Origin of the sequence: Citrobacter sp. RHBSTW-00017, from assembly GCF_013797615.1 — a bacterium.
GTDB lineage: Bacteria > Pseudomonadota > Gammaproteobacteria > Enterobacterales > Enterobacteriaceae > Citrobacter > Citrobacter braakii.
Map to the genome: position 1 here is coordinate 4,411,487 of NZ_CP056899.1, position 24,617 is coordinate 4,436,103.

At 53.2% G+C, this 24,617-nt stretch carries 20 protein-coding genes; 11 read left to right on the forward strand and 9 right to left on the reverse strand.

The genetic code is table 11. The annotated features are described in order from the left end of the window. Nucleotides 1–66: 66 nt before the first annotated feature. The 3 genes from ppa (at nt 67) to HV037_RS21260 (ending at nt 3,957) form a co-directional block, all read left to right on the forward strand. Nucleotides 67–594, forward strand: a complete 528-nt coding sequence (ppa, locus tag HV037_RS21250; RefSeq protein WP_003025726.1) for an inorganic diphosphatase — start codon at nt 67–69, stop codon at nt 592–594. Between the two features lie 199 nt (nt 595–793). Next, nucleotides 794–1,864, forward strand: a complete 1,071-nt coding sequence (locus tag HV037_RS21255) for a YncE family protein (protein WP_103283408.1) — start codon at nt 794–796, stop codon at nt 1,862–1,864. Between the two features lie 83 nt (nt 1,865–1,947). After that, the gene (locus HV037_RS21260; protein WP_101700311.1) at nt 1,948–3,957 is read left to right on the forward strand and encodes a TonB-dependent receptor; all 2,010 of its coding nucleotides are present in this window, start codon (nt 1,948–1,950) and stop codon (nt 3,955–3,957) included. Nucleotides 3,958–3,999: 42 nt separating this feature from the next. On the opposite strand, the gene HV037_RS21265 is transcribed toward HV037_RS21260, so the two are convergent. The 3 genes from HV037_RS21265 to tamA are packed head-to-tail and all read right to left on the reverse strand — an operon-like array spanning nt 4,000 to nt 9,853. After that, on the reverse strand, nt 4,000–4,344 hold the full coding sequence (locus HV037_RS21265; RefSeq protein WP_029139743.1) for a gamma-glutamylcyclotransferase: 345 nt from the start codon (nt 4,342–4,344) through the stop codon (nt 4,000–4,002). A 2-nt stretch (nt 4,345–4,346) separates the two neighbouring features. Further along, nucleotides 4,347–8,123, reverse strand: a complete 3,777-nt coding sequence (gene tamB, locus HV037_RS21270; protein ID WP_103283407.1) for an autotransporter assembly complex protein TamB — start codon at nt 8,121–8,123, stop codon at nt 4,347–4,349. Next, nucleotides 8,120–9,853, reverse strand: a complete 1,734-nt coding sequence (tamA, locus tag HV037_RS21275) for an autotransporter assembly complex protein TamA (protein ID WP_016155528.1) — start codon at nt 9,851–9,853, stop codon at nt 8,120–8,122. The genes tamB and tamA overlap by 4 nt, the downstream gene beginning before the upstream one ends. A gap of 212 nt (nt 9,854–10,065) precedes the next feature. Between tamA and msrA the strand changes: the two genes are divergently transcribed. Together msrA and HV037_RS21285 are read left to right on the forward strand one after the other, a co-directional pair. Next, nucleotides 10,066–10,704: a peptide-methionine (S)-S-oxide reductase MsrA gene (gene msrA, locus HV037_RS21280; RefSeq protein ID WP_016155527.1), complete on the forward strand. Its 639-nt coding sequence runs from the start codon at nt 10,066–10,068 to the stop codon at nt 10,702–10,704. Between the two features lie 152 nt (nt 10,705–10,856). Then, a complete protein-coding gene (locus tag HV037_RS21285; protein ID WP_003830418.1) occupies nt 10,857–12,197 on the forward strand; it encodes a hemolysin family protein in 1,341 nt (446 codons plus the stop codon). A 67-nt stretch (nt 12,198–12,264) separates the two neighbouring features. Here the strand turns inward: HV037_RS21285 and HV037_RS21290 are convergent, their stop codons facing one another. Beyond that, nucleotides 12,265–12,471 (reverse strand): DUF1107 domain-containing protein, encoded by a 207-nt coding sequence (locus HV037_RS21290; protein WP_003025710.1) that lies wholly within the window; start codon nt 12,469–12,471, stop codon nt 12,265–12,267. Between the two features lie 327 nt (nt 12,472–12,798). Here HV037_RS21290 and HV037_RS21295 point away from each other — a divergent pair, with 327 nt between their 5' ends. Then, on the forward strand, nt 12,799–13,356 hold the full coding sequence (locus HV037_RS21295) for a YtfJ family protein (RefSeq protein WP_047358569.1): 558 nt from the start codon (nt 12,799–12,801) through the stop codon (nt 13,354–13,356). Here HV037_RS21295 and cysQ read toward each other — a convergent pair. Next, entirely contained in the window at nt 13,346–14,086 is a 741-nt protein-coding gene (gene cysQ, locus HV037_RS21300) for a 3'(2'),5'-bisphosphate nucleotidase CysQ (protein WP_016151445.1), read from the reverse strand. The two genes, HV037_RS21295 and cysQ, sit on opposite strands and share 11 nt — an antisense overlap. A gap of 187 nt (nt 14,087–14,273) precedes the next feature. Here cysQ and cpdB point away from each other — a divergent pair, with 187 nt between their 5' ends. Beyond that, nucleotides 14,274–16,217, forward strand: coding sequence for a 2',3'-cyclic-nucleotide 2'-phosphodiesterase (cpdB, locus tag HV037_RS21305; protein ID WP_016155525.1), 1,944 nt, complete (start codon nt 14,274–14,276; stop codon nt 16,215–16,217). Between the two features lie 48 nt (nt 16,218–16,265). Here cpdB and HV037_RS21310 read toward each other — a convergent pair whose 3' ends face one another. Continuing rightward, on the reverse strand, nt 16,266–16,670 hold the full coding sequence (locus HV037_RS21310; RefSeq protein WP_168188439.1) for a helix-turn-helix domain-containing protein: 405 nt from the start codon (nt 16,668–16,670) through the stop codon (nt 16,266–16,268). 85 nt (nt 16,671–16,755) lie between these two features. Here HV037_RS21310 and HV037_RS21315 point away from each other — a divergent pair, with 85 nt between their 5' ends. The 3 genes from HV037_RS21315 to HV037_RS21325 all read left to right on the forward strand — a co-directional run bounded on the left by HV037_RS21315 (nt 16,756) and on the right by HV037_RS21325 (nt 19,552). Continuing rightward, complete coding sequence (locus tag HV037_RS21315; protein ID WP_046275833.1) at nt 16,756–17,604, forward strand: SDR family oxidoreductase; 849 nt, start codon at nt 16,756–16,758, stop codon at nt 17,602–17,604. Between the two features lie 81 nt (nt 17,605–17,685). Beyond that, a complete protein-coding gene (locus tag HV037_RS21320) occupies nt 17,686–18,510 on the forward strand; it encodes an AraC family transcriptional regulator (RefSeq protein ID WP_047414772.1) in 825 nt (274 codons plus the stop codon). 76 nt (nt 18,511–18,586) lie between these two features. After that, entirely contained in the window at nt 18,587–19,552 is a 966-nt protein-coding gene (locus HV037_RS21325; protein WP_016151440.1) for a DMT family transporter, read from the forward strand. A 63-nt stretch (nt 19,553–19,615) separates the two neighbouring features. Here the strand turns inward: HV037_RS21325 and HV037_RS21330 are convergent, their stop codons facing one another. Next, entirely contained in the window at nt 19,616–21,169 is a 1,554-nt protein-coding gene (locus HV037_RS21330; RefSeq protein ID WP_046275835.1) for a methyl-accepting chemotaxis protein, read from the reverse strand. 244 nt (nt 21,170–21,413) lie between these two features. Between HV037_RS21330 and ytfE the strand changes: the two genes are divergently transcribed. Continuing rightward, nucleotides 21,414–22,076 (forward strand): iron-sulfur cluster repair protein YtfE, encoded by a 663-nt coding sequence (ytfE, locus tag HV037_RS21335; RefSeq protein ID WP_003025690.1) that lies wholly within the window; start codon nt 21,414–21,416, stop codon nt 22,074–22,076. An 80-nt stretch (nt 22,077–22,156) separates the two neighbouring features. Here ytfE and cycA read toward each other — a convergent pair whose 3' ends face one another. Both cycA and fklB read right to left on the reverse strand, forming a co-directional pair. Then, entirely contained in the window at nt 22,157–23,566 is a 1,410-nt protein-coding gene (gene cycA / locus HV037_RS21340) for a D-serine/D-alanine/glycine transporter (RefSeq protein ID WP_016151437.1), read from the reverse strand. Nucleotides 23,567–23,875: 309 nt separating this feature from the next. Then, complete coding sequence (fklB, locus tag HV037_RS21345; protein WP_029139741.1) at nt 23,876–24,496, reverse strand: FKBP-type peptidyl-prolyl cis-trans isomerase; 621 nt, start codon at nt 24,494–24,496, stop codon at nt 23,876–23,878. Between the last annotated feature and the right edge of the window lie 121 nt (nt 24,497–24,617).

Genomic DNA, 24,617 nt, shown 5'->3' on the forward strand with positions numbered 1-24,617 from the left:
CATTCAGCGCGAGTTGGCTATAATACCCGCCACTTGTTTGCCATAGCTTATTTAAAGGAAACAGACATGAGCTTACTCAACGTCCCTGCCGGTAAAGACCTGCCGGAAGATATCTACGTTGTTATCGAGATCCCTGCCAATGCAGATCCGATCAAATACGAAGTTGACAAAGAGAGCGGCGCCCTGTTCGTTGACCGCTTCATGTCCACCGCGATGTTCTATCCGTGCAACTACGGTTACATCAACCACACCCTGTCTCTGGACGGTGACCCGGTAGACGTTCTTGTCCCGACTCCGTACCCGCTGGAGCCAGGTTCAGTGATCCGCTGCCGTCCGGTTGGCGTACTGAAAATGACTGACGAATCCGGTGAAGATGCGAAACTGGTTGCGGTTCCGCACACTAAGCTGAGCAAAGAATACGATCACATCAAAGATGTGACCGACCTGCCGGAACTGCTGAAAGCGCAGATCACCCACTTCTTCGAACACTACAAAGATCTCGAAGCGGGCAAATGGGTAAAAGTTGACGGTTGGGACAACGCTGAAGCCGCTAAAGCTGAAATCGTTGCTTCTTTCGAGCGCGCGAAGAAGTAAGTTCGCGTTAGCTTAAAACCCTGAACGCCAGTCTCTGGTTAGTAAGGGTTTTTAAATTTCTACGTTCTACCACCTCTCCCCTTCGCTGTTTTCTTTTTGACCTACCAGAATGGGTAGTCACATTTCATTTATCTTAATTGCGAATGATATTAGATCTCATTATCATTCTCAGTATGTAAATAAATGTGAATAAAAGTCAATGAACCTCCACAATGTGAAGTCCCTGAAACGCTATTCCTGCGTGGCACTCGCCACAGCGCTGTTATTTACCAGCCTGTCCAGCGTGGCGCAGACGCTACCTGAGAAAGATTTTCTGACCCGCGATGTCGGTAACGGCGTGTATGAGCTGGCGGTTGATAGCCAGCAGAATGCACTTTTTGTCGCCTCGTCGCCGTCGTTTGATAAAGATAAAACCAGCGGGCTTATCTACAAACTCGATCTGGAGAAACTCACGACGACTGAAGTCATCGACACCAGTCGTCGTGCCTTTGCCACCGCGCTGGATGAAGAAAACCAGGTGCTGTATGTCGGCAACACGCTGGAAGGTTCAGTAACGCTAGTCGATACCCGCAGCGGTAAAGAGCTGGCGATACTGCAACTGAGCGAAGCCAAAAACCCGAAAGATATTGTTCATACGCGTGAAATGGTGCTCGATAAACAGCACCACCGTCTGTACGTTTCCGGCGTGGCTGAAAAAGGCATAGTCTGGGTGGTGGACACACAAAAGCGCGAGAAAATCGCCACCCTCGAGAACATGGGCCAGTACCCGACCGGCATGGCCGTGGATGCAAATAAGAACCGCCTGTATGTTGTGAATGGCCGAAACGAGCTTATTACGCTGGATACCACCAACCATCAAATTATTAATCGCTTTACCATTGAGCCAGATAAAAAACATTTTTTCCTGAATATTGCCCTGGATGCAAAAAATAACCGCGCATTCCTGACCGATCCGGATTTAGCGGACGTACTGGTTGTTGATCTTAATACCGGTAAGGTTATTGCACCAATTAAGGTTATTAACTCGCTGGCAGTGATATATAACGAAAAACGCCAGGAAGTTTATATCACCCACCGTAATGCTAAACGCATTAGCATTGTGAACAGCAAGACCTACCAGGTAAAACAACGCATTGAAACCAATGCATTACCTAACAGCCTGGCGCTCTCGGCAGATGCTAACACCCTGTACGTCAGCGTCAAACAGTCGGAAAAAATGACAGGTGTGAAGCCCGACTACGTGCTGAAAATCGATCTCTCTAAATATTAATAATTAAAAAACTATCTGCACCTTGCAGCTTTTTTGAGCTGCAAGGTGATGTTTTTATTTTTTACTTTTCAGGTGTCTATATTATGAAAACGCGTCAACTTATTACGCTGACAGGGATCGTTGCATTCTCAGGCGGTGTTATTTTCCCCACCCAGGCAGAAGAACTCACCGAGACCTCACGCACTAGCGAAGATGAAATGGTGATCACCGCATCCGGATTCTCGCAGCAAAAACGCGAAGCGCCGGCCACTATTTCAGTTATCGATCGTAACACGCTGGATATTCAGCCGGACCGTAGCATCGGTGAAGCCATTAAAAACCTTCCCGGCGTCTCGGTCACCAACAGCAGCGGTATGAACGCCGGCAGCATTATGATCCGCGGCATGGACCCGTCCTATACCGCTTTTATGGTCAACAGCGTCAAACAAAATACCGGTGAATCTCGCCCTTACGGACATGATATTGGTACTGAAGCCAACTTCTTACCGCCAATGGAGGCCATTGAGCGTATCGAAGTTATCCGTGGGCCGATGTCCTCGCTGTACGGCTCAGACGCCATCGGCGGTGTGGTTAACGTCATTACCAAAAAACCGTACGGCGCAAAAGAGTGGACCACGGCAATTGCTGCCAATACCTGGCTGCAGGAACACCAGTATTTAGGTAATACCAGCCAGATGAATTTGTTTACCATGGGGCCGATTGTGCCCGATGTTCTCGGCCTTAGCGTGGCGGCCGACTGGCTTGACCGTCGCGATGACGATCGCAATAACTATTTTGGCAAACACAATCGTAAATCCGTTGATATGACATTGGGCCTGGCCGCCAGCGAGAATAACCTGTTCGATCTCAACGTGGTCACCGGTGAGCAGGAAAAAAACCGTACCCAGAAACGCGGTGCGCCGTGGTCATGGCTGTTCGATCGTAACGCCGCCACCCTGACGCATACCGGCTGGTATGCAGACGACACCATCGCGACGACCAACTACATAAACTATGAAAAAGGCCGTTCGAAGTACGTTTATGACGGACAATCCCCGCAGTATGTGCAGATGGAGAACTACGTCGCCAATTCGCAAACCACTTTCACGCTCGACACCCATAAACTGACCGTTGGGGCGAATTTCACGCGCGAAGAGCTGAATGACCGCTTTGATGTGGCCAACAAAACGCTGCCCGGATCTGACCCGGTGACCAAAATCAGCCGTAACGGTTGGGCATTGTTTGCTGAAGACGGCTGGAGCATTGGCGATTTCATCCTGACCACGTCAGCGAGGATGGACCAGGATGACAATTTTGGCACACATATTACGCCGAAAATGTACGGTAACTGGGCCTTTAGCAATGACTGGGCGCTGAAAGGCGGCGTTTCCGCAGGCTATAAAAAACCGGAGCTGCGTGCGACGTCCAGCAACTTCGTAACCCCTTACGGCTCAACCGTACCTTATCCCTTCCTCACCGTTGGTAACGACGACCTGAAACCTGAACAAAGCGTTAACTCTGAACTGGGCCTCTACTGGACGGGAGATGCGCTATCGGTCGACAGCACCGTCTTCTATACGCAGTTCAAAGACAAAATTGCTGAACAAACTATTTGTGAAACCACGTCGACGAACCAGTGCTCCGTCAACGGCTACAACGCGGATTCCGTCAGTAAATACTTCAACGTCAGCGAGGCGGATGTATACGGTATAGAACTGAATGCCGACTGGCAGATTACAGCCGATGTAAAAGCCAACGCTAACTACACCTGGAACCACAGCGAACAAAAAAGCGGCGTTAACAAAGGCTACGCGCTAAACGATTATCCACGCCATATGGCGAATCTGTCGCTGAACTGGGCGGCAACGCAAAGCCTGGACGTATGGAGTACGGTGAATTATCGCAGCAGTAACCGCAACAGCGGCAATAACTATAAATACGATGACTACACGATGGTGGACGTAGGCGTACGTTATCAGCTCAATAAGCACACGCAACTGATGGCTGGAGTCTACAACGTGTTGGATGAAGATCCGAAACTGACAACCGCGTGGAACGAATCCGCACAGGTGGAAGGACGCCGCTATAACCTCGGCGCGCGCGTGGAGTTTTAAATCCAGAATAAAACAACGCCACCCGAGGGTGGCGTGTTCATATCAGTACTGGTCTCGGTCTAACCAGTTACCGCTTTCAATCAGCGTTAAGCCATCAACCGGACGTTGGTACACGTACATCCATGCACTTCCGTACGGCGTTTGAATTAACTGGCGTGCGTATTCACCGCCGCGGGTACGCAGAGCGTCAAGCTCTGCCAGCGTGGCGTTATCAATACGATAAACTTCCCCGTGTACTGTTCCTTTTCCCGGAACGGCGCCTGGATAGTGGCCCAGGCTATACAACTGGTAGTTGTCGATACTGAAATTTCCCAGCAACAGGGCATTGGTCATCCAGTGGCTGTTGCCTTGTTTGGTTCGTAAACTGCCGTAGACAAATATTCGCATTGCTAAAACTCGAACTGATAGAGCAAATCAAGTGCCTGATCTACGCCAGACACTGCTTCCAGATATAGCTTAGGCATCAGACGATAACGTAGCGTGAGTGTCGCTAAGGAGTCAAATATACCCACACCATATTTCACCTGCAGACCTGGCAGTACGTATCCGCTGACAACCACCTGAGATGAATCACCCACCCCTTGTGTGTCCAGTGCCAGATTGCTTACGCCAAATGTCTCCCCGATTTTACCCACAACCTGACCACTTTGTGCAACCCCCAGACCAATAAGCATTGAAGTCATTGCCGCGCTGTCGCTCTGTTCGCTATCCAGTCCTTGTCCGCGTAGCAGGTAGGAAAGCGCCATTTGCTGCGACATCGCCGGGTCGGAGAAGATCTCCGCCTTCGGCTCATCGGCGGTGCCCGTGACGCGAACCCCGGCGATCACGTCGTCTTCGGTGGCTTCCGGGTTACGAATTGCTTCGATGTTGAGTAACGGCTGATCCGGCGGACCGGAGAACAACAGCTCGCCCTTACGCACAATCAGATCCTGACCATAGGCATGGAAACGCCCGCTCGGAATATTAATTTGTCCGTTCAGCCCCAGCCCCTGCTTATCCTGCACCACTTTCAGATCGCCCGTCAGACGCGCTTTCAGACCAAAGGCGTCAATACGCACGTTGTTACCGACGTGGATGTTCAGGTTGCTGTTGATCGGAATACCTGCTGTCTGCGGTTTCTCCGGTTGCAGATTGTTGTTAAGCATGACCATATCGCTGGAAACCCCTACCGCGCTCTCCGGCAGGTCGTGTACCACGATACGCGCCCACGGCACATCCACGTTGCCATCAAGGGTAAACAGGCTCGGCGTGGCTTCAAAGACCACGTCCGGCGATACGTCCAGGCGGACCATCGGCGGCACGGTAATACGAACCCTGCTGCCTTTAGCCGCAACGCGCGCCCGCCAGTTGTCTATCTGACTCCAGTCGGCATCGCCGCTCAGGTTAATTTCGCCCTGCTGCGTACGTACCACGCCCGCCAGCGTTGAGCGTGTTCCGGTGAAGTTAACGGCTAACTGGCTTGGCTGCATGTCAAACGGCATAAAGTTGCCGTCGATATCCAGACCGCTCAGCTGCAGCTGTCCGAGCAGCTGCGGGCTTTGCACATCACCGCCCAGACGTAGGTTGGCGTTGATCACCCCAGCCGCTTTTTCACCGCGCGAGAAAATGGGGTTCACCATCGCCAGATTGAAGTTGCGGATGTTGACGTTGCCGCCGAGACTGCGGCGTCCTTGCGGATCCGTCACCTGCACCTGGCCGTCAAACTGCCCGTTGTTGGTCAGGCGAATCAGCCAGCCCAGCTCGGCACGGTTATTGTGCAGGTCGGCGGTCAGATTCAGCGTTTCAAACGCCACAGGGAGTGGCGCATCGTTTACGCTTTGCGTGACCTTCACGTTACGTCCGCTCAGCGTAACCTGCCCCTGAGGCAGCCCCTCTTTGGTGGTGTCCCAGCTCACATCTGCTTTGCCAGTGAAAACGCCGCTGGCCTGGGTTGTATCCGGCATAAACGGTTTTAGCATCGCCAGGTCAAAGCGGTTAAGGTTCACCACCGCGCGACCTTGTGCACCGGCATCAATGGTTTGCGGTACGCACAGTTCCGCATTCGGGTTGTTCCAGCAGTGCGGCCCAATGCTGATTTTCTGTTCCTGATTGCGATAATCCAGCGCGACAGGGCGGTTAAGGGACCACGGTCCGACCGGCGTCTGGAAGCGGGTATCGCTTAACGCACCTTTCCAGCGCTGCTCTTGGCGATCAAAGCTACCTGCCAGGGAGAGCTGCCCGGAGACCGGTTCCCCCTGAATGCGCAACTTCAGCTCATGCTGCTTTTCGCTACCTTTGGCATTGAGCGTCACCAGGCCAATATTCACGTCAGGCTGTACAATCCGCTCTACGCGAACGTTGAGATTACCAGCGATTTGCTCTGCCGATTTCACGTCGCCTTCGACGCGCACCTGAGCGACGGACAGCTCCTGCCAGCGCAGACCCCGGGCGGTGATATCCGCCAGCAGCTGTGGCGCTTCAACCGTACCGCGAACTTTTACCAGCCCTTTCGCCGTACCGCCCAGTCCCGGCAGCGCGTTATCCAGGCTCGGGGCATCAATCGTCGCGTCGAGATTGAGGTCTTTGACCCCCAGTTCCCCTTTCACATCCGCGCTGTTGCGTCCCAGTTCCAGATGCAGGCCCGGGATCGTCCACTGCAGGTAGCTGTTACCCTTCAGCGAACCGTGCACATTAACCTTGTTCTGCTTCACGTTGCCGGTCAGCTTCAGCTCGGGCACCTCCATCTGCCAGCTTCCGCCGTACAGACTGCCGCGAGTTTTCACCAGGCCATTCAGTTTTGATGGCCACTCCGGGATCGCTTTCGCCGTGTTGATGCCATCCAGCGTTAGCTCCCCGCGCCAGCTGATCGCCTGCTGCCAGTCCACCAGCGCTTTCAGCTCAGTTTTCCCTTCCAGCGCCGCAACGCTGAGTTTGTCGAGATTGATCTGCTGTTCGTTGCCTTTGGCGTCCAGCGTGATGGTAGCCGGAGGAATATCCTGCCCTTTCACAGCGGTACGCATCGACAGCGTATAGTCGGTCATCTTACCGGTCAGTTTGAGCTTGACGTCATCAGCCTGGAACTGCTTGTCGCCGGTAAACGGCCAGTAAACCTGCTTACTCACCACCTCAAGGTTGAGCGGCAATCCGGCTTCCGCCAGACGCGCCTGCGCCCGCAGGTCCATATCCACCGGACCAGACAGATTTACGCCGACTTCCAGCTGTTCACGCAGCGCGCCGCCGACCTTCAGCTTCACCTTTTCGCCTTTTAACGGGTCGACGTTGAGCGTGCTGTTTAACGTAATATCGACCGGCCACGTGTCGGTCAGTTGCGCCGTGCCGCTGGCTTTTACCGTCCCCTGATTCGAGTCGATATCCAGTGCATCGAGTTTCATGTTGCCGTCAATGCTGCTCACTTTCAGCAGCATGTTATGTACCGTTAAATCCGTATCCCCGGTCACGCGCAGCTGCTCGCCGCGAAACGCTTCAATGTTGAGATTGAGCGGCAGATGGACATCGGTCATTTCCGGCAGCACCGGCTTTGAGAACAGATCTTTTAGCGTTTCGCCGAGCGGTTTTTCATCCGGTTGCGGATTTTGAATCTTTGGTTCGACAACCTCTTCCTGCGCCACTTCCGCCACTTTAGGCAGGGCAATCAGCAGCCCCTGTAATGACGTTGGCTTCAGGGTCAGCGTTTTTTCCTGCCAGTTCAGGCCGGAGGTAAATTCCAGCACCGAAACCGTGGTGTCATCGATTTTGATATTGATGTTGTTCAGCGCCACGCGCGAAAGCGTGATTGGGTAAGGTGTGGAAAGGTTAAGCGGACCGCTCTCTTCCTCTTCAACCGGCGCTGATGGCGGCATCTTTTTGCTGTCGATCGCCACGTTGATATTTTTCAGCGACAGATCGTTGACGCACAGGCTGCTGTCCCACAGGCAGTTAAGCCCCACGGCCAGATGCACTTCGCCAGCATTCACCGCCACGCCAGGTTGGTCATAACGAATATTTTTGAGCGATAAATCCCGCCAGCCGCCGGTGACCTGACCAATCTCCAGCCCCGGAACCCAACGATTCGCCGCTTTGAAGATCAGATGCAGGCCCGAAGTGGTGCCGACGAGGAACGCCACCGTGCCTAACAACAGCAGGATAAAAATCAGCACGCCGAGGCTTATCTTCTTCCATAAACTCATAATTCAGGCCCCAGACCGATGTAAAACTGTAAACCATGTTCATCTTTGTCGCCCACAGGGACAGCAAAGTCGAGCTTGATGGGTCCCACTGGCGATTGCCAGCGTACGCCGACCCCGGCACCGGTTTTGAAATCGCTTCTGCGGATATCGCTGACCGCTTCGCCGCTATCGACAAACATCGCGCCCCACCATTTTCCGGTCACGTTGTACTGATATTCCAACGAGCCGGTCGCCAGCTTCGAGGCCCCTTTCAGCTTGCCGTCGCTGCCTTCAGGCGAAATAGATTTGTATTTGTAGCCGCGAATGCTGCGATCGCCCCCGGCGAAGAAACGCAGATCCGGCGGTACTTTGTCGAAGTCCCCGGTTTCGATCCAGCCGAGGTTGCCGCGCATCACAAAGCGATGACGATCGTACAACGTGCGGATCCAGACGTTTTGCGCCTGGAAGACGGAGAAATCAACGTCTGAGCCCCAGGCCGTGTTGGAGTAATCGATGGAATAACGTTGGGAGTCGCCCCAAACTGGCATCAGACCGCCGCGCGAGCGCGTCCGACTGATCATCACGCCCGGATAGAGCAGCATGGTGGTGTTAGTGACGTTACCCTGGGTAAAGTGGTCGAGGCTCCAGCGCAGGTTAATCGCGCGCTGCCAGCCGCTGGAGAGATCCCAGTAGCGGGAAACCGCAAGCGTAGTGGAGTCCTGCTCGGTATCGTTTAAATCGGTACGCTTAAAGCCCCCCTGCACCAGGTAATACTGCTCCAGCGGGTTCTTTAATAGCGGCATTTTATAACTGAAATCAAGAACCTGCTCTGGCGCAGAGATGCTGGCGCTGGTGGTCAGGCTGTGGCCATAGGAGTTCATCCACGGCTTTTTCCACGAGGTCTTCACCCGTGGACCGACGTCAGTTGAGTAACCGACCCCGGTTTCGATGGTATTTTCAGTTCGCGGCGACACCACGCCTTTCAGCGGCAGCACTTTGGTTTCACGGGCTTTATCAAATTCCGGTGCGACGACCACGGAATTAAACCATCCGGTCGCCGACAGACGACGGTTCAGTTCGCCCAGATCTTTCGACTCGTACTCTTCACCCTCTTTAAAGGGCACCAGATTTTGCAGGTACTCATCGCGAATTTGCGAGCCTTCAAAAGTGACATGCCCAAAGCGATAGCGTTCACCGCTGTTGTAATCGATATCCCAGAATGCCTGGCGGCGTTCGAGCGCTATCCCAAGCTGGCTTTTATTAAATTCACTGTCGAAATAGCCTTTGCGCAGCGCCACGCTGGTGAGTGATTTTTTGAAGTTATCATAGTCCCCCTGATTCAGCACGGTGCCGATTGCCGGTCGCGTTTTCAGCAGATCCAGGTAATCTTTATCCGTACGTGCGCCACCGCGCAGAATCACTTCGGTGCCGCCAATCAGCACCGGCTCACCAGGGGTCACTTTGGCAATCAGCACCTGGCGTCCTTTCGCCGGCGGCGGACGCAGCTCAAAATCAATGGTGGGCTCAAAGTAGCCCAGCGCTTTTAGCCCTTCGCGGATGGCATCATCAACGCGCGCACGAAAGCGTCGGTCTGGAGTGACTTCATCACTTTGAATCGTGGATAGCTGCGCACGGACGTTTTTCTCCAGCGGTCCTGATAATCCTTCGACCTGTAAGCGAACATTCGCTGCGGCGGCGGAGCCACTTAAGCACAGTAATCCCACCCAACATAACTGACGGATATGTGGCACATTTTCTCCTGAATATCCTTTTTTCCCACCCCTGGAAAAAAATACTATGCCGTTCCTCGGCTTAACAAAAAATCAACAATAAGAGTTGAAAAACAGACGACAACCCAAATATTTCTTATGTTTAACTCTAGACGTATTCACGCCGTTTATTGTGGGCAAAGACGCGTCTCGTTACAACCTTAACCCAAATGACTGATTTCGGGAGAACGGCCATGAGTTTATTTGATAGAAAGCATCTTGTTACTCAAGCAGATGCCCTACCTGGACGCAACACCCCGATGCCAGTGGCAACGCTGCATGCGGTTAACCAACATTCGATGACCAACGTGCCCGACGGTATGGAGATCGCCTTTTTCGCCATGGGATGTTTCTGGGGCGTTGAACGTTTATTCTGGTCATTACCCGGGGTATACAGCACAGCGGCCGGATATACCGGCGGCTACACCCCTAACCCAACCTATCGGGAAGTGTGTTCCGGCGATACCGGACACGCCGAAGCGGTACGCGTCGTCTATGATCCGCATGTTATCAGCTACGAGCAACTGCTGCAGGTGTTCTGGGAAAATCACGACCCGGCGCAGGGCATGCGTCAGGGGAACGACCAGGGGACGCAGTATCGCTCCGCCATTTACCCGTTAACGCCGGAGCAAACCGTCGCGGCACGGGCAAGCCTTGAGCGTTTTCAGGCAGCAATGACCGCCGCTGGCGACGAGCGCACTATTACAACGGAAATCACTACCGCAACCCCGTTCTACTATGCCGAGGACGACCACCAGCAGTATCTGCATAAAAATCCTTATGGGTACTGTGGCATTGGCGGGATTGGCGTTTGCCTGCCGCCACAAGGATAATCGCCACCCTCTGGCGGCTTTACAGTACCTTACGCTATACTAGCTCCTGAAATTACCGGTCCACTCCCTTCGGACCGGTTTTCAATGTGTATTTCACACGGATTTATCAATTTATCCCTTCCGAGGATCTGGCCTTAACGGTCGGATAAGATATGTTAAACAGTATTTTAGTCATTCTCTGCCTGATCGCCGTGAGTGCGTTTTTCTCGATATCCGAGATCTCGCTTGCTGCATCACGCAAAATAAAACTTAAACTGCTTGCCGATGAAGGCAACGTAAACGCACAACGTGTTTTGAAGATGCAGGAAAACCCCGGCATGTTTTTTACCGTTGTGCAAATAGGCCTTAACGCGGTCGCTATTCTCGGTGGTATTGTCGGTGATGCGGCATTCTCCCCGGCGTTTTACAGCCTTTTCTCGAAGTACTTCACTCCAGAGCTGTCCGAACAGTTAAGCTTTATTCTGTCGTTCTCGCTGGTTACTGGCCTGTTCATCCTGTTCGCGGATTTAACTCCGAAACGCATCGGTATGATTGCGCCAGAAGCTGTGGCTTTGCGTATCATCAACCCGATGCGCTTCTGCCTGCTCGTCTTCCGCCCGCTGGTGTGGTTCTTTAACGGTCTGGCAAATAACATCTTCCGTCTGTTTAAGATCCCGATGGTGCGTAAAGACGACATCACCTCGGACGATATTTACGCCGTGGTCGAAGCGGGTGCGTTGGCAGGGGTTCTGCGTAAGCAGGAACATGAGCTGATTGAAAATGTGTTCGAACTGGAATCCCGTACCGTACCGTCTTCCATGACCTCGCGCGAGAATATTATCTGGTTCGATCTCCACGAAGATGAGCAAAGCCTGAAGAACAAGGTGGCGGAACACCCACACTCCAAATTCCTGGTGTGTAACGAAGATATCGACCACATCATTGGCTATGTCGATTCAAAGGATCTCCTCAACCGCGTACTGGCGAACCAAAGCATGGCGCTGAACAGTGGCGTACAGATCCGCAATACGCTGATTGTGCCGGATACGCTGACGCTCTCTGAAGCGCTGGAAAGCTTCAAAACCGCAGGCGAAGACTTTGCCGTCATCATGAACGAATACGCGCTGGTGGTGGGGATTATCACGCTCAACGACGTTATGACTACGCTGATGGGCGATTTAGTCGGTCAGGGTCTGGAAGAGCAGATCGTGGCGCGCGATGAAAACTCATGGTTAGTCGATGGCGGTACGCCGATTGATGACGTTATGCGCGTCCTGGATATCGATGAGTTCCCGCAGTCCGGCAACTATGAAACCATCGGCGGCTTTATGATGTTCATGCTGCGTAAAATCCCGAAACGCACCGACTCGGTGAAGTATTCAGGCTACAAATTTGAAGTGGTGGATATCGATAACTACAAGATCGATCAGCTGCTGGTGACGCGTCTGGACAGTAAACCTACCGTACTGGTACCGAAACTGCCGGATGCAAAAGAAGAGGCAAAGGCGTCTTAACGTCCTGCAGAAACATCAACGGCTCCCATCCAGGAGCCGTTTTTTTAACTACCGCATAGCACTTTGATCAAGCCATCTCAGTTTGCAGACGCAAGACCTGACGGTTAACTTCGGACATCACGGAAAAATGCAGTTTGTCCTTCACTTTTGGGATAAGAATCTTACCCTTATCAAATTCAAAAGCGCCTACATCCTTGATATATAACCGTCCACGAAACAGGATCTTCACGTACTTCGCCACCTGCAGCGGGTTGTATCGTTGGAAAATTTTCATTGTTGTCTCCTGCTGAGCATTACGCCTTTGCGGTACCACAATCGGTCCGACAATCCTCAGGCGCAAATTTTAATGCCCTATGACTATAGACTATCTCGCTCATGTTTCCAGCGTGTATAAGTTTATTTACCTTCAGGTTACAAATATTCAGAATTATCTTTTCAACGCTTCGCTGTCTTCAGTATAAGCCTTCATTTTTCGCAGGATTTGTGCGCCCGTCCGCAAACTGGCATCGCGCTTGCGGGAAAAAGCATCAATCGCACATATGATTAAATTCCAGACCCAAGTGGTCGGATCACCTGCAAAATAAAGAAAGAAGGAAAACCTATGACCTTACAAAAACTGCTGGCGCTGTCGTGCCTGCTGCTGCCGATGATTGCCGGTGCGCATTCGTTTGAGACTAACCAGCGCGTACCGCCGGTGGGGATCGCCGATCGTGGCGAACTGATTCTCGATAACGATAAGTTTAGCTACAAAAGCTGGAATAGCGCGCAGCTGCCAGGGAAAGTGCGAATTGTGCAACACATTGCCGGACGCACCTCCGCCAAAGAGAAAAATGCTACGCTGATCGAGGCAATCAAGGCGGCCAACCTGCCGCACGACAAATACCAGACCACCACGATCGTCAACACCGATGACGCCATTCCTGGCTCCGGTATGTTTGTGCGCAGCAGTCTGGAGAGCAATAAGAAGCTCTACCCGTGGTCACAATTTATTGTCGACAGCAATGGCATTGCGCGTAAAGCCTGGCAACTGGATGAAGAGAGCTCCGCTATCGCCGTACTTGATAAGGACGGACGCGTTCAGTGGGCAAAAGATGGTGCGTTGACGCAGGAAGAGGTGCAGCAGGTTATTGCCCTGCTGCACAAATTACTCAGTAAATAGCGACGCGAAAGCCGGGGTTGAGGAATGATTCACGTGGGGTGTAATCCAGAGATTTCCCCTGCCAGTCGTGAACGTGCGCCCCGGCAGCTGCGGCAACGGCGTGGCCAGCGGCGGTGTCCCATACGTTAGTTGGCCCAAAACGTGGGTACAGCTGCGCCTGCCCTTCCGCCACCAGGCAGAACTTCAGCGATGAGCCAATCGACGTGGTCTGGTGCTCACCTAACTGTTGCAGATACTCTTTTAACTCATTGTCAGCATGCGAGCGGCTAATCACCACCAACGGCGGACGCGCGTCACGAACATGGATTTGTTTGCGCACGCCGCACTCTTCTTTCCACGCTTTACCTTCTGCCGCGCTGTACATCACTTTCATCACCGGCGCGTAAACCACGCCCAGTACCGGCTTTCCTTGCTCGATAAGCGCAATATTGACGGTGAATTCACCGTTACGCTTAATGAACTCTTTGGTACCGTCCAGCGGGTCTACCAGCCAGTAGCGCTGCCAGTGCTGGCGAACATCCCAGCCAGGAGGCGCTTCTTCAGACAGGACCGGAATATCCGGCGTCAGCGCCAGTAATCCTTCGAGGATCACCGTATGCGCGGCGATATCCGCCGCCGTGACCGGAGAATCGTCCTGCTTGCTGGTAATCTCCATCGGTTTGATTCCATCGTAGACCTGCATAATGGCATCGCCCGCATTCCGTGCAAGCTGGCATACATGTTCTAACATTCTCCACCTCGTTTCTGTCGTGGTGTTAACTCGTTGTTTTACTTATACCCGATCGCCAAAGGATCCGCCAACTGTGATAGCGTCTGCGGTTTTAAACGCTATATTCATGTCATGATTCACAGTTCTGTAAGCAAGAAGATTTATATACATTTTCTTTTGTGGCTTAGATCTTAAAAGGATGCCCCTGATGATTAAGTTTAGTGCAACGTTTCTGGCCACGCTGATTGCAGCCAGCGTCAATGCCGCGACCGTCGATCTGCGTATAATGGAAACCACTGATTTACATAGCAATATGATGGATTTCGATTATTACAAAGATACGCCGACTGAAAAATTTGGCCTGGTTCGTACGGCAAGCCTGATCAACGCAGCACGTGGTGAAGTCAAAAACAGCGTGCTGGTTGATAACGGTGATCTGATTCAGGGCAGCCCGCTCGGGGATTATATGGCGGCCAAAGGGCTGAAAGCGGGCGAAACGCATCCGGTATATAAGGCACTGAATACGCTGGATTACGCAGTGGGTAACCTTGGCAACCATGAATTTAACTACGGTCTTGAGTATCTGCACAACGCGCTAGCCGGGGCGAAGTTCCCTTACGTTAACGCCAATATCATCGACGTTAAGACCAAAAAGCCGCTGTTTACTCCTTATCTGATCAAAGAGACTGAGGTTGTCGATCAGGAAGGAAACAAGCAGACGCTGAAAATTGGCTATATCGGTTTTGTGCCGCCGCAGATCATGACCTGGGATAAAGCCAACCTCAGCGGCAAAGTGACGGTGAATGACATTACGGAAACCGCACGTAAATACGTGCCGGAAATGCGAGCCAAAGGTGCCGATGTCGTGGTGGTGGTTGCTCACTCCGGGCTTTCTGCCGACCCATACCAGGCGATGGCGGAAAACTCCGTTTACTACCTCAGTGAAGTTCCGGGCGTGGATGCCATTATGTTTGGTCACGCTCACGCCGTTTTCCCGGGGAAAGACTTTGCCAACATCAAAGGCGCAGATATCACAACAGGTACGCTCAATGGCGTTCCTGCGGTGATGCCGGGCATGTGGGGCGATCACCTGGGCGTGGTGGATTTAGTGCTGAATAACGACAGCGGTAAATGGCAGGTTACGCAGGGGAAAGCGCAGGCGCGCCCGATTTATGACGCCGCGGCCAAAAAATCACTGGCTGGCGAAGACCAAAAAATCGTTGAGATCCTAAAAGCCGATCACGATGCCACGCGTGAATTTGTCAGCAAGCCAATCGGTAAATCTGCCGACAACATGTACAGCTATCTGGCGCTGGTTCAGGACGACCCGACCGTGCAGGTGGTGAATAACGCGCAGAAAGCCTATGTGGAACATTTTATCCAGGGCGATCCGGACCTGGCGAAACTACCGGTACTTTCCGCCGCTGCACCGTTTAAAGTCGGTGGACGCAAGAACGATCCGGCCAGCTTTGTCGAAGTCGAAAAAGGTCAGCTTACCTTCCGTAACGCCGCTGATTTGTATCTCTATCCCAATACCCTGGTCGTGGTGAAAGCCAGCGGAAAAGAGGTGAAAGAGTGGCTGGAATGTTCTGCCGGGCAGTTTAATCAGATTGATATCCACAGCAGCAAACCACAGTCGTTAATTAACTGGGATGGCTTCCGTACCTATAACTTCGACGTGATTGACGGCGTGAATTATCAGATTGATGTTTCACAACCCGCTCGCTATGACGGTGAATGCCAGACGATTAACCCGCAAGCGGAGCGTATTAAAAATCTGACCTTTAACGGCAAACCTATCGATCCGAACGCAACCTTCCTCGTCGCGACCAACAACTACCGCGCCTACGGCGGTAAGTTTGCCGGGACCGGCGACAGCCACATCGCGTTTGCATCACCAGATGAAAACCGCTCGGTGCTGGCAGCATGGATAGGTTCCCAGACAAAGAGCGCAGGCGAAATTCATCCAGCGGCAGATAACAACTGGCGTTTGGCGCCGATTCACAGCGAGACACAACTGGATATTCGCTTTGAAACATCACCGTCTGATAAAGCCGCTGCGTTTATCAAAGAGAAAGGCCAGTATCCACTGAAGAAAGTCGCTACCGATGACATCGGCTTCGCCATTTATCAGTTGGATTTGAGTAAGTAAGACCACGCCGGGTGGCACTGCGCCATCCGGCAATCCCGACCGGGTCGTTTACGCTGATGTCGGGACGTCTTCGTTCTTAACGGTATGATTTGCCAAAACCTGCGGCAAATTCACCTCTATCCAGTCCGCCAGCGCTGCGACTTTTTCGCTCACCTGCTCACCCAACGGTGTCAGGCTATACTCCACATGCGGCGGTACCACCGGATATGACACCCGATTGATAAACCCGTCCTGTTCTAACGCCTGCAGGGATTGCGCCAGCATTTTTTCACTGACGCCGCCCATCTTACGGCGCAAATCGCTGAAACGGTGCGTACCGTCGCGCAGCGCCACCAGAATCAATACACCCCAGCGGCTGGTGACGTGTTTTAACACCTCGCGGGAGGGACACTGCTCGGCAAACAAGTTGCCATCACGTAATTGCTGGGAGAGCGTCAAAGCTGTCATTTTCATACTAACCTTTTTGTACGTACTTACTAAAAGTAAGTTTAGGTGTTAATGTGATTAAACACAAGACCAATACCAAAGGAGTTATCCTATGATCGCGATTACTGGTGCCACTGGCCAACTGGGCCAACACGTTATTGAAACGCTACTGAAAACCGTTCCTGCCAGCCAGATTGTGGCTATTGTGCGTAATCCTGCTAAAGCGACGGCGCTTAGCCAGCAGGGCATTACCGTTCGTCAGGCGGATTACAGTGATGAAGCTGCCTTTACCACGGCCTTACAGGGGATAGACAAGTTACTGCTAATCTCCTCCAGCGAAGTGGGACAACGTGCCCCGCAGCATCGCAACGTGATTAACGCGGCGAAAGCGGCCCACGTGAAATTTATCGCCTACACCAGCCTGCTGCACGCCGATCGCTCCCCGCTGGGGCTGGCTGATGAGCATGTCGCAACCGAGAAGATGCTGGCTGAATCCGGTATCGCGTACGCGCTGCTGCGTAACGGTTGGTACACCGAAAACTATCTCGCCAGCGCACCAGCCGCGCTGGAACACGGCGTGTTTATTGGGGCGGCGGGAGAAGGCAAAATCGCCTCGGCGACCCGTGCCGACTATGCCGCTGCCGCTGCGCGCGTCATCAGTGAAGACGGTCATGCCGGTAAAATCTACGAACTGGCGGGCGACGCAGGCTGGACCCTGAGCCAGTTGGCGGCCGAACTGGCAAAACAGAGCGGTAAAAAAGTGGTGTATCAAAACCTGAGCGAAGCTGATTTTGCCGCCGCGCTGAAAGGTGTTGGTCTGCCTGCCGGACTGGCGGACATGCTGGCTGACTCAGACGTTGGTGCCTCTAAAGGTGGCCTCTTCGACGACAGCCATACGCTGAGCAAACTGATTGGTCGCCCAACCACGTCGCTGGCAGACAGCGTCAAAGGCATCGTGTAAGTGTTAAAAATTAGTTAATTGTGGTGGCATCCCCGCGCATCCTCTCTGATAATGACATGATGATGCGTGGGGAGAGAATACGTGCAAGGTGTACCTGAGCAGTTTATTGATGAGAAAGACAGCGCCCGCTTTCGCCATCTGGCACAGGTGCCGGGCGTTGAGCTGTATCATGCGCACATCTCGCGTTACGCCTTTGAACCCCACACCCATGAAGCGTTTGGTATTGGCGCGATAGAAGCCGGAGCCGAACGTTTTCGCTATCGCGGCACGCAGTACGTGGCCCCCGCCCATTCCGTCGTCACCATGAATCCCGATGAGCTACATACCGGCGAAGCGGAAACCGCCGACGGCTGGCGCTATCGGATGATCTATCTTGAGCCCGATCTTCTGGAAGAAGTCACCGGGATCCGCCACTGGTGGTTTCATGACGTAACGCGTCACGATCCGCTACGCTCGCGCCAGATCTGCTCGCTGATCCATGGCCTGTGGAACACTGAGGATCCGCTGGCGCAAAAAGGGCTATTACTCGATCTGATCGACACGTTCCAGCCGCTGGCCCGCCATGCGCCGGTATTACCGGAGGGATCGCATCGCTTTGAGCGGGTACGCGAGTATTTGCACGATAATTATATGCACCCGGTAACGCTCGACGAACTGGCGCGGGTTGCAGCGCTGAGCCCCTGGCATTTTCAGCGCCAGTTTAAATCTCATTTCCACGTCACGCCGCACCAGATGCTGATGGCGATTCGCCTGTGGCGAGCCAAAGGTTTTCTCACTCACGGAATGCCCGCCGCGGAGGTCGCTGCCGCAACCGGCCTCACCGACCAGTCGCATCTCACCCGCGCGTTTACCCATCGCTACGGTATTACACCGGTACGTTATCAAAAACAAGTCGTCCGGCGTTGAACAGCAATCTCATACAATACGGCTGCATTTTTCCTGCCTACACTCGACTTATTGTTAAGCGATGTGGATGTCAAAAATGATTAGCGGCGTGTTGTATGCCCTGCTGGCTGGGCTAATGTGGGGATTAATTTTTGTTGGGCCGCTGATCGTACCGGAATATCCGGCGGTATTGCAGTCGATGGGGCGCTATCTGGCGCTGGGGCTAATAGCGTTGCCGATTGCCTGGCTGGGGCGTGTGCGCTTGCGTCAGTTGACGCGTAAAGACTGGGTCACTGCGCTGGCGCTAACGATGATGGGTAATCTGATTTATTACGTTTGCCTGGCAAGCGCCATCCAGCGCACTGGCGCGCCGGTTTCAACGATGATTATTGGTACATTGCCGGTTGTGATCCCGGTCTTCGCTAACCTGCTCTACAGCCAGCGCGACGGCAAATTATCATGGTGGCGTCTGTCGCCTGCGCTGGTGCTGATTGGTATCGGTCTGCTGTGCGTGAATATCTCGGAGCTGAATCAAGGCTTACCCGACTTTAGCGGCTGGCGTTATGGTTCTGGAATCGCGCTGGCGCTGATCTCGGTAGTGTGTTGGGCGTGGTATGCGCTGCGTAATGCCCGCTGGCTGCGCGAGAATCCAGATAAGCACCCGATGATGTGGGCGACGGCCCAGGCACTGGTAACGTTGCCTGTTTCTCTGCTCGGTTATATTGCAGCCTGCCTGTGGCTGAACGGGCAAACGCCGGACTTTGCCCTGCCCTTCGGCCCACGTCCGGGCGTGTTTATCGGCCTGATGATAGCGATTGCGGTATTGTGTTCGTGGGTTGGCGCACTGTGCTGGAACGTCGCCAGCCAAAAATTGCCGACGGTGATCCTCGGCCCGCTGATTGTCTTCGAAACGCTGGCTGGCCTGGTGTACACCTTTATCCTGCGCCAGGAATTCCCGCCGCTGCTGACGGTAAGCGGCATTGCGCTGCTGATTGTTGGGGTGGTGATAGCCGTCAGAGCCAAACCACAGAAACCAAGCGTCGTCGTGGTTCCACAATCATAATGGCCCGGACGGCGCTGCGCTAATCCGACCTACAAGATATTATTTTGTAGGCCGGAGTAGACGTTAAACTTTAAACACCGCTACGGTCTGATTCAGTCGTGCTGCCTGCTCTTCGAGCGCGGCGGCGGCGGAAGCGGACTCCTCCACCAGCGAGGCGTTTTGCTGCGTCACGCGATCCATCTCGGCAACCGCCTGACCTACCTGATCGATACCCCGGCTCTGTTCATCAGAAGCCGAGGCTATCTCGCCCATGATGTCGGTCACACGGGTCACGGCGCTCACAATTTCCGCCATCGTTTCACCCGCTTCATGCACCAGCGCCGTACCGGCATTCACCCGATTCCCCGAGTCATCAATCAGTGCCTTAATCTCTTTCGCCGCCTGAGCGCTACGCTGTGCCAGTGTACGGACCTCGCCAGCGACCACGGCAAACCCACGCCCCTGCTCGCCCGCACGCGCCGCTTCTACTGCCGCGTTCAGCGCCAGAATATTGGTCTGGAAGGCAATGCCGTCGATAACATTGGTAATTTGCGCGATTTTGCTGGAACTGGTGGCAATTTCATCCATCGTACGCACTACGCCATCAACCACGGTTCCGCCTTTCTGCGCCGTCTGTGAGGCATTTTTTGCCAGACTGGTCGCCTGACGCGCGTTATCCGCGTTCTGTTTCACGGTAGCGGTGAGTTGTTCCATGCTGGCAGCAGTCTCTTCCAGAGAGGCGGCCTGCTGCTCGGTACGTGAAGAGAGATCGTTACTGCCGGCGGCAATTTCACCTGCGCCGGTATAGATGGTGTCAGCCCCGTCACGCACCACGCTGACTGTGTTCGCCAGCGCCTGCTGCATGTCGCGAACGTTGACTGCCAGCAGCGCCATCTCATTGCTGCCATCGGCGTTGATGCTGTGCGTCAAATCACCCGCAGCAATGTGGCGAATATGCCCCATCACTTCGTGGAGAGGCTTGAGCAGCACTCGCTGCATTGCCAGCCAGCTGGCGATAATCACGGTGACGACAATCAGCATCACGGCGGACAGCAGCCAGATTATCTTCTGGTAATCACTCTCATTGTCCTGCACCCCGGCAGTGGCCAGCGCCGTTTGCGCGCTACGCCATTCCCGATAAACTTCCTGCATGGCCGTTTGCTTTTGCTCGGCATTCTGCTTGAACATCTCTTCCAGCTTACCTTCAGCCAGCAGCGCGTTCATTTTAGCCAGCGTCGCAGAATAGATGCCGTACTGCTCTTCCAGTCGATCGGCCAGATGTTCATCAAGCCCCGGCGTTTCCGGCAGGGCATAGTATTTATCGTAATGCTCTTTCGATTCTGCTAACAGGCGATTTGCCGTGTTCACCAGTTCCTTCAACTGACCGCCGTTAATCTCGCTGGCCATCGTTCCCTGTAAACGCAACATGCCCCGGTTGAGCGTGACGCGAGCCTGGTTCAGGCTAATCCACGCATCGGTAAACTCGGCCACGTTCTGGCTGGAAAGCTGAGAGACGTTAAAGTTTTGTTTATCGTTATTGAGCGCGCCAATAAAGACGCCCGCGGAGATGAGCTGCATCGCGCCCAGGGCGAGTAACACGGTGATAAGTAGGGTTATCACTTTGATTCGTTTAAACATCTGTAGCCTTTTATTATGCAGGTATTGTCTGAGGTCTAACTATCGGCAGCGGCGTGCGCTTATTTAATCCTGTCGCGCGGCTTTTTTCGCCATCCCTCTCCTTTCTAATAAGATTCAGCACCTTAACGAAACAAGAAATTTTCGTGACATTCCTCACAAAACACCCCACCCCGAAAGGGTTATATCCTTCGCCATAAGTTGCATTTAAAATACATCTTATATTATTAAGAATGAGGTAACGGCAATGTCTTATCGCGATCAACCTTTAGGTGAACTGGCGCTCTCTATTCCTCGCGCTTCGGCCCTGTTTCGTAAATACGATATGGATTACTGCTGCGGCGGTAAGCAAACGCTGGCACGCGCTGCTGCGCGTAAAGAGCTGGATTTAGACGTTATTGAGGCACAGCTCGCGCAGTTGGCTGAACAGCCGCTGGAGAAAGACTGGCGTACCGTGGCACTGGCTGAAATCATCGATCATATCATCGTGCGTTATCACGACAGACACCGCGAACAGCTGCCGGAACTGATCCTGCAGGCCACGAAAGTTGAACGCGTTCACGCAGATAAACCGAACGTACCACGCGGTCTGGCGAAAAACCTGACCATGCTGCATGAAGAGCTGTCCAGCCATATGATGAAAGAAGAGCAGATCCTGTTCCCGATGATCAAACAGGGCATGGGTAGCCAGGCGATGGGACCAATCAGCGTGATGGAAAGCGAACATGACGATGCCGGTGAACTGGTCGAAGTGATCAAACACATCACCCATAACGTGACGCCGCCGCCAGAAGCCTGCACCACCTGGAAAGCCATGTATAACGGCATTAACGAGATGATCGACGACTTGATGGAACACATCAGTCTGGAAAATAATGTGTTGTTCCCGCGAGCTCTCGCCGGGGAGTAAAGATATCGCCGGATAGCGCTAACGCGTATCCGGCCTACGGAATTCAGGCCCGGTAAGCATCGCGCTACCGGGCACTAAAATTAACGCATACCTGCCATACGTTTCTTACCGATAAACAACCAACCCAGACCCAGCGCGATGAACCACAGCGGCGTCACGATCAGCGCCTGGCGGGTATCATCTTCCAGCGTCAGCAGTACCAGTACGAAGACGAAGAACGCCATACATACCCAGCACATCAGCTTGCCTAGCGGCATCTTGTAGATTGATTTTTCATGCAGGTGCGGACGCTGCTTGCGGTACACCAGGTACGAGCAAAGAATGATGGTCCAGACGAACATGAACAGAATCGCCGACACGGTAGTGATCATGGTGAACGCGCCAATCACGCTCGGGTTCACGTAAAGCATCACCACGCCGCCCAGCAGACAGATACAGGAGAAGGTTAAACCTTTCGCCGGAACTGCGCGTTTAGACAGTTTGGCAAACGCTTTAGGCGCTACGCCTTCCTGTGCCAGGCCGAACAGCATACGGCTGGTAGAGAACACGCCACTGTTTGCGGAAGAGGCAGCTGAAGTCAGCACCACAAAGTTGATCAGGCTCGCCGCGGCAGGCAGCCCGACCAGCACAAACAGTTCAACGAATGGGCTCTTGGTTGGCACTACCGAGCTCCACGGTGTTACAGACATAATCACGATCAGCGCAAAAACGTAGAACATGATGATACGGATCGGAATCGAGTTAATGGCGCGCGGCAGAGATTTCTCCGGGTCCTTGGTTTCTGCAGCGGTCGTTCCCACCAGCTCAATACCCACAAACGCGAACACGGCTATCTGGAAGCCAGCAAAGAAGCCGCTCAGACCTTTCGGGAACCAGCCACCGTCATTCCACAGATGCGTGAACGATGCCTGAACGCCGGTTGGCGACTGGAAGTGCGTCAGCACCATCACCAGACCAACGACAATCAGGCCGATGATGGCGACGATTTTGATCATCGCAAACCAGAACTCCATCTCACCGAACATTTTTACAGTGGCAAGGTTGAGGCTCAGCAGCAGCACGATCACCGCCAGCGAGGCGACCCAGTCTGAAAGTTCGGGGAACCAGAATTGCGCATACGCCGTAATGGCGACAACGTCTGCCATCCCGGTAACAACCCAGCAGAACCAGTAAGTCCAGCCGGTAAAATACCCGGCCCATGGCCCGAGCAGATCAGAGGCGAAATCACTAAAAGATTTGTACTCCAGATTCGAGAGCAGCAATTCACCCATTGCACGCATCACGAAAAACAGCATAAAACCGATAATCATATACACAAAGATGATCGACGGTCCGGCGAGGCTGATGGTTTTACCAGAGCCCATAAACAGGCCGGTACCAATAGCACCACCAATGGCAATAAGTTGAATATGACGGTTTGTGAGATTGCGCCGTAGCGACTGTTCAGACGAAGCCTCTTCAGCGGCGTCGACTTTTACCTGATCTACCATGTTTTTTCTTCCTGTACCTGTCTGTGTTGTTCAGGCTCTACGGCCTTTAGTGTGTCTATGATACGACGTTCCTGATTATCAGGACTCATCGATATTAGGTAAGAATTGGCGGGATGAATACTAAGATTTAGATATAATGTTAATTTAATGTTTAAAGTGAGTGTCATATCACTCTGATAGCGCGAATCAGCTCACAAAAATACACGCTAACGAGGCATTTGCAAAATAAAATATCGACAACCACGTAACTATAGCTTTTCACGCTATTTTTTTGTTCCCCCCGGCCTCGGAGGGAACAGAAGTCACTGCTTACAGGATCTCAAGCAGCTCAACGTCGAACACCAGCGTGCTGAACGGAGGAATGGACGCGCCAGCGCCACGCTCGCCGTAAGCCAGTTCCTGAGGAATAGTCAGTTCCCATTTGGAACCTACCGGCATCAGGGTCAGCGCTTCAATCCAGCCAGGGATCACGCCGTTAACCGGGAATTCAGCCGGTTCGCCGCGTGCGACAGAGCTGTCAAACACGGTACCGTCGATCAGTTTACCGGTGTAGTGCACGCGAACACGGTCAGTACGCGCTGGAATAGCACCTTCGCCCTGAGTCAGAACACGGAACTGCAAACCGGATTCAGTGCTGTTCACACCGTCTTTCTCACGGTTTTCTTCCAGATATTTGACGCCATCAGCCGCCATAGCCTGGAAACGCTCGCGACGAACTGCATCAGCGCGTTCGTGGATTTCACGCAGTGCGCGATGCACAACATCAACCGGCACTGCCGGGTGCTTACCTTCCAGCGCGTCAGCGATACCCGCTACCAGCGCTTCAGGCAACAGTCCTTCCAGTCCGGATTCACTCAGCTGTTGTCCTACCTGCAAACCAATGCCGTAGCTTGCTTGCGCTTCGATAGTGTCAAAAGTCGGGTTAGCCATCATATTTCCTTTCATCGGATGTAAAGTAGCGGGCAGCATATCAGCCATGCCGCATCCGGTAAAACTTTGTCTCGGGAACAGATGACAAATCGCGAGGAAACATAAACAATAGGAATACCCC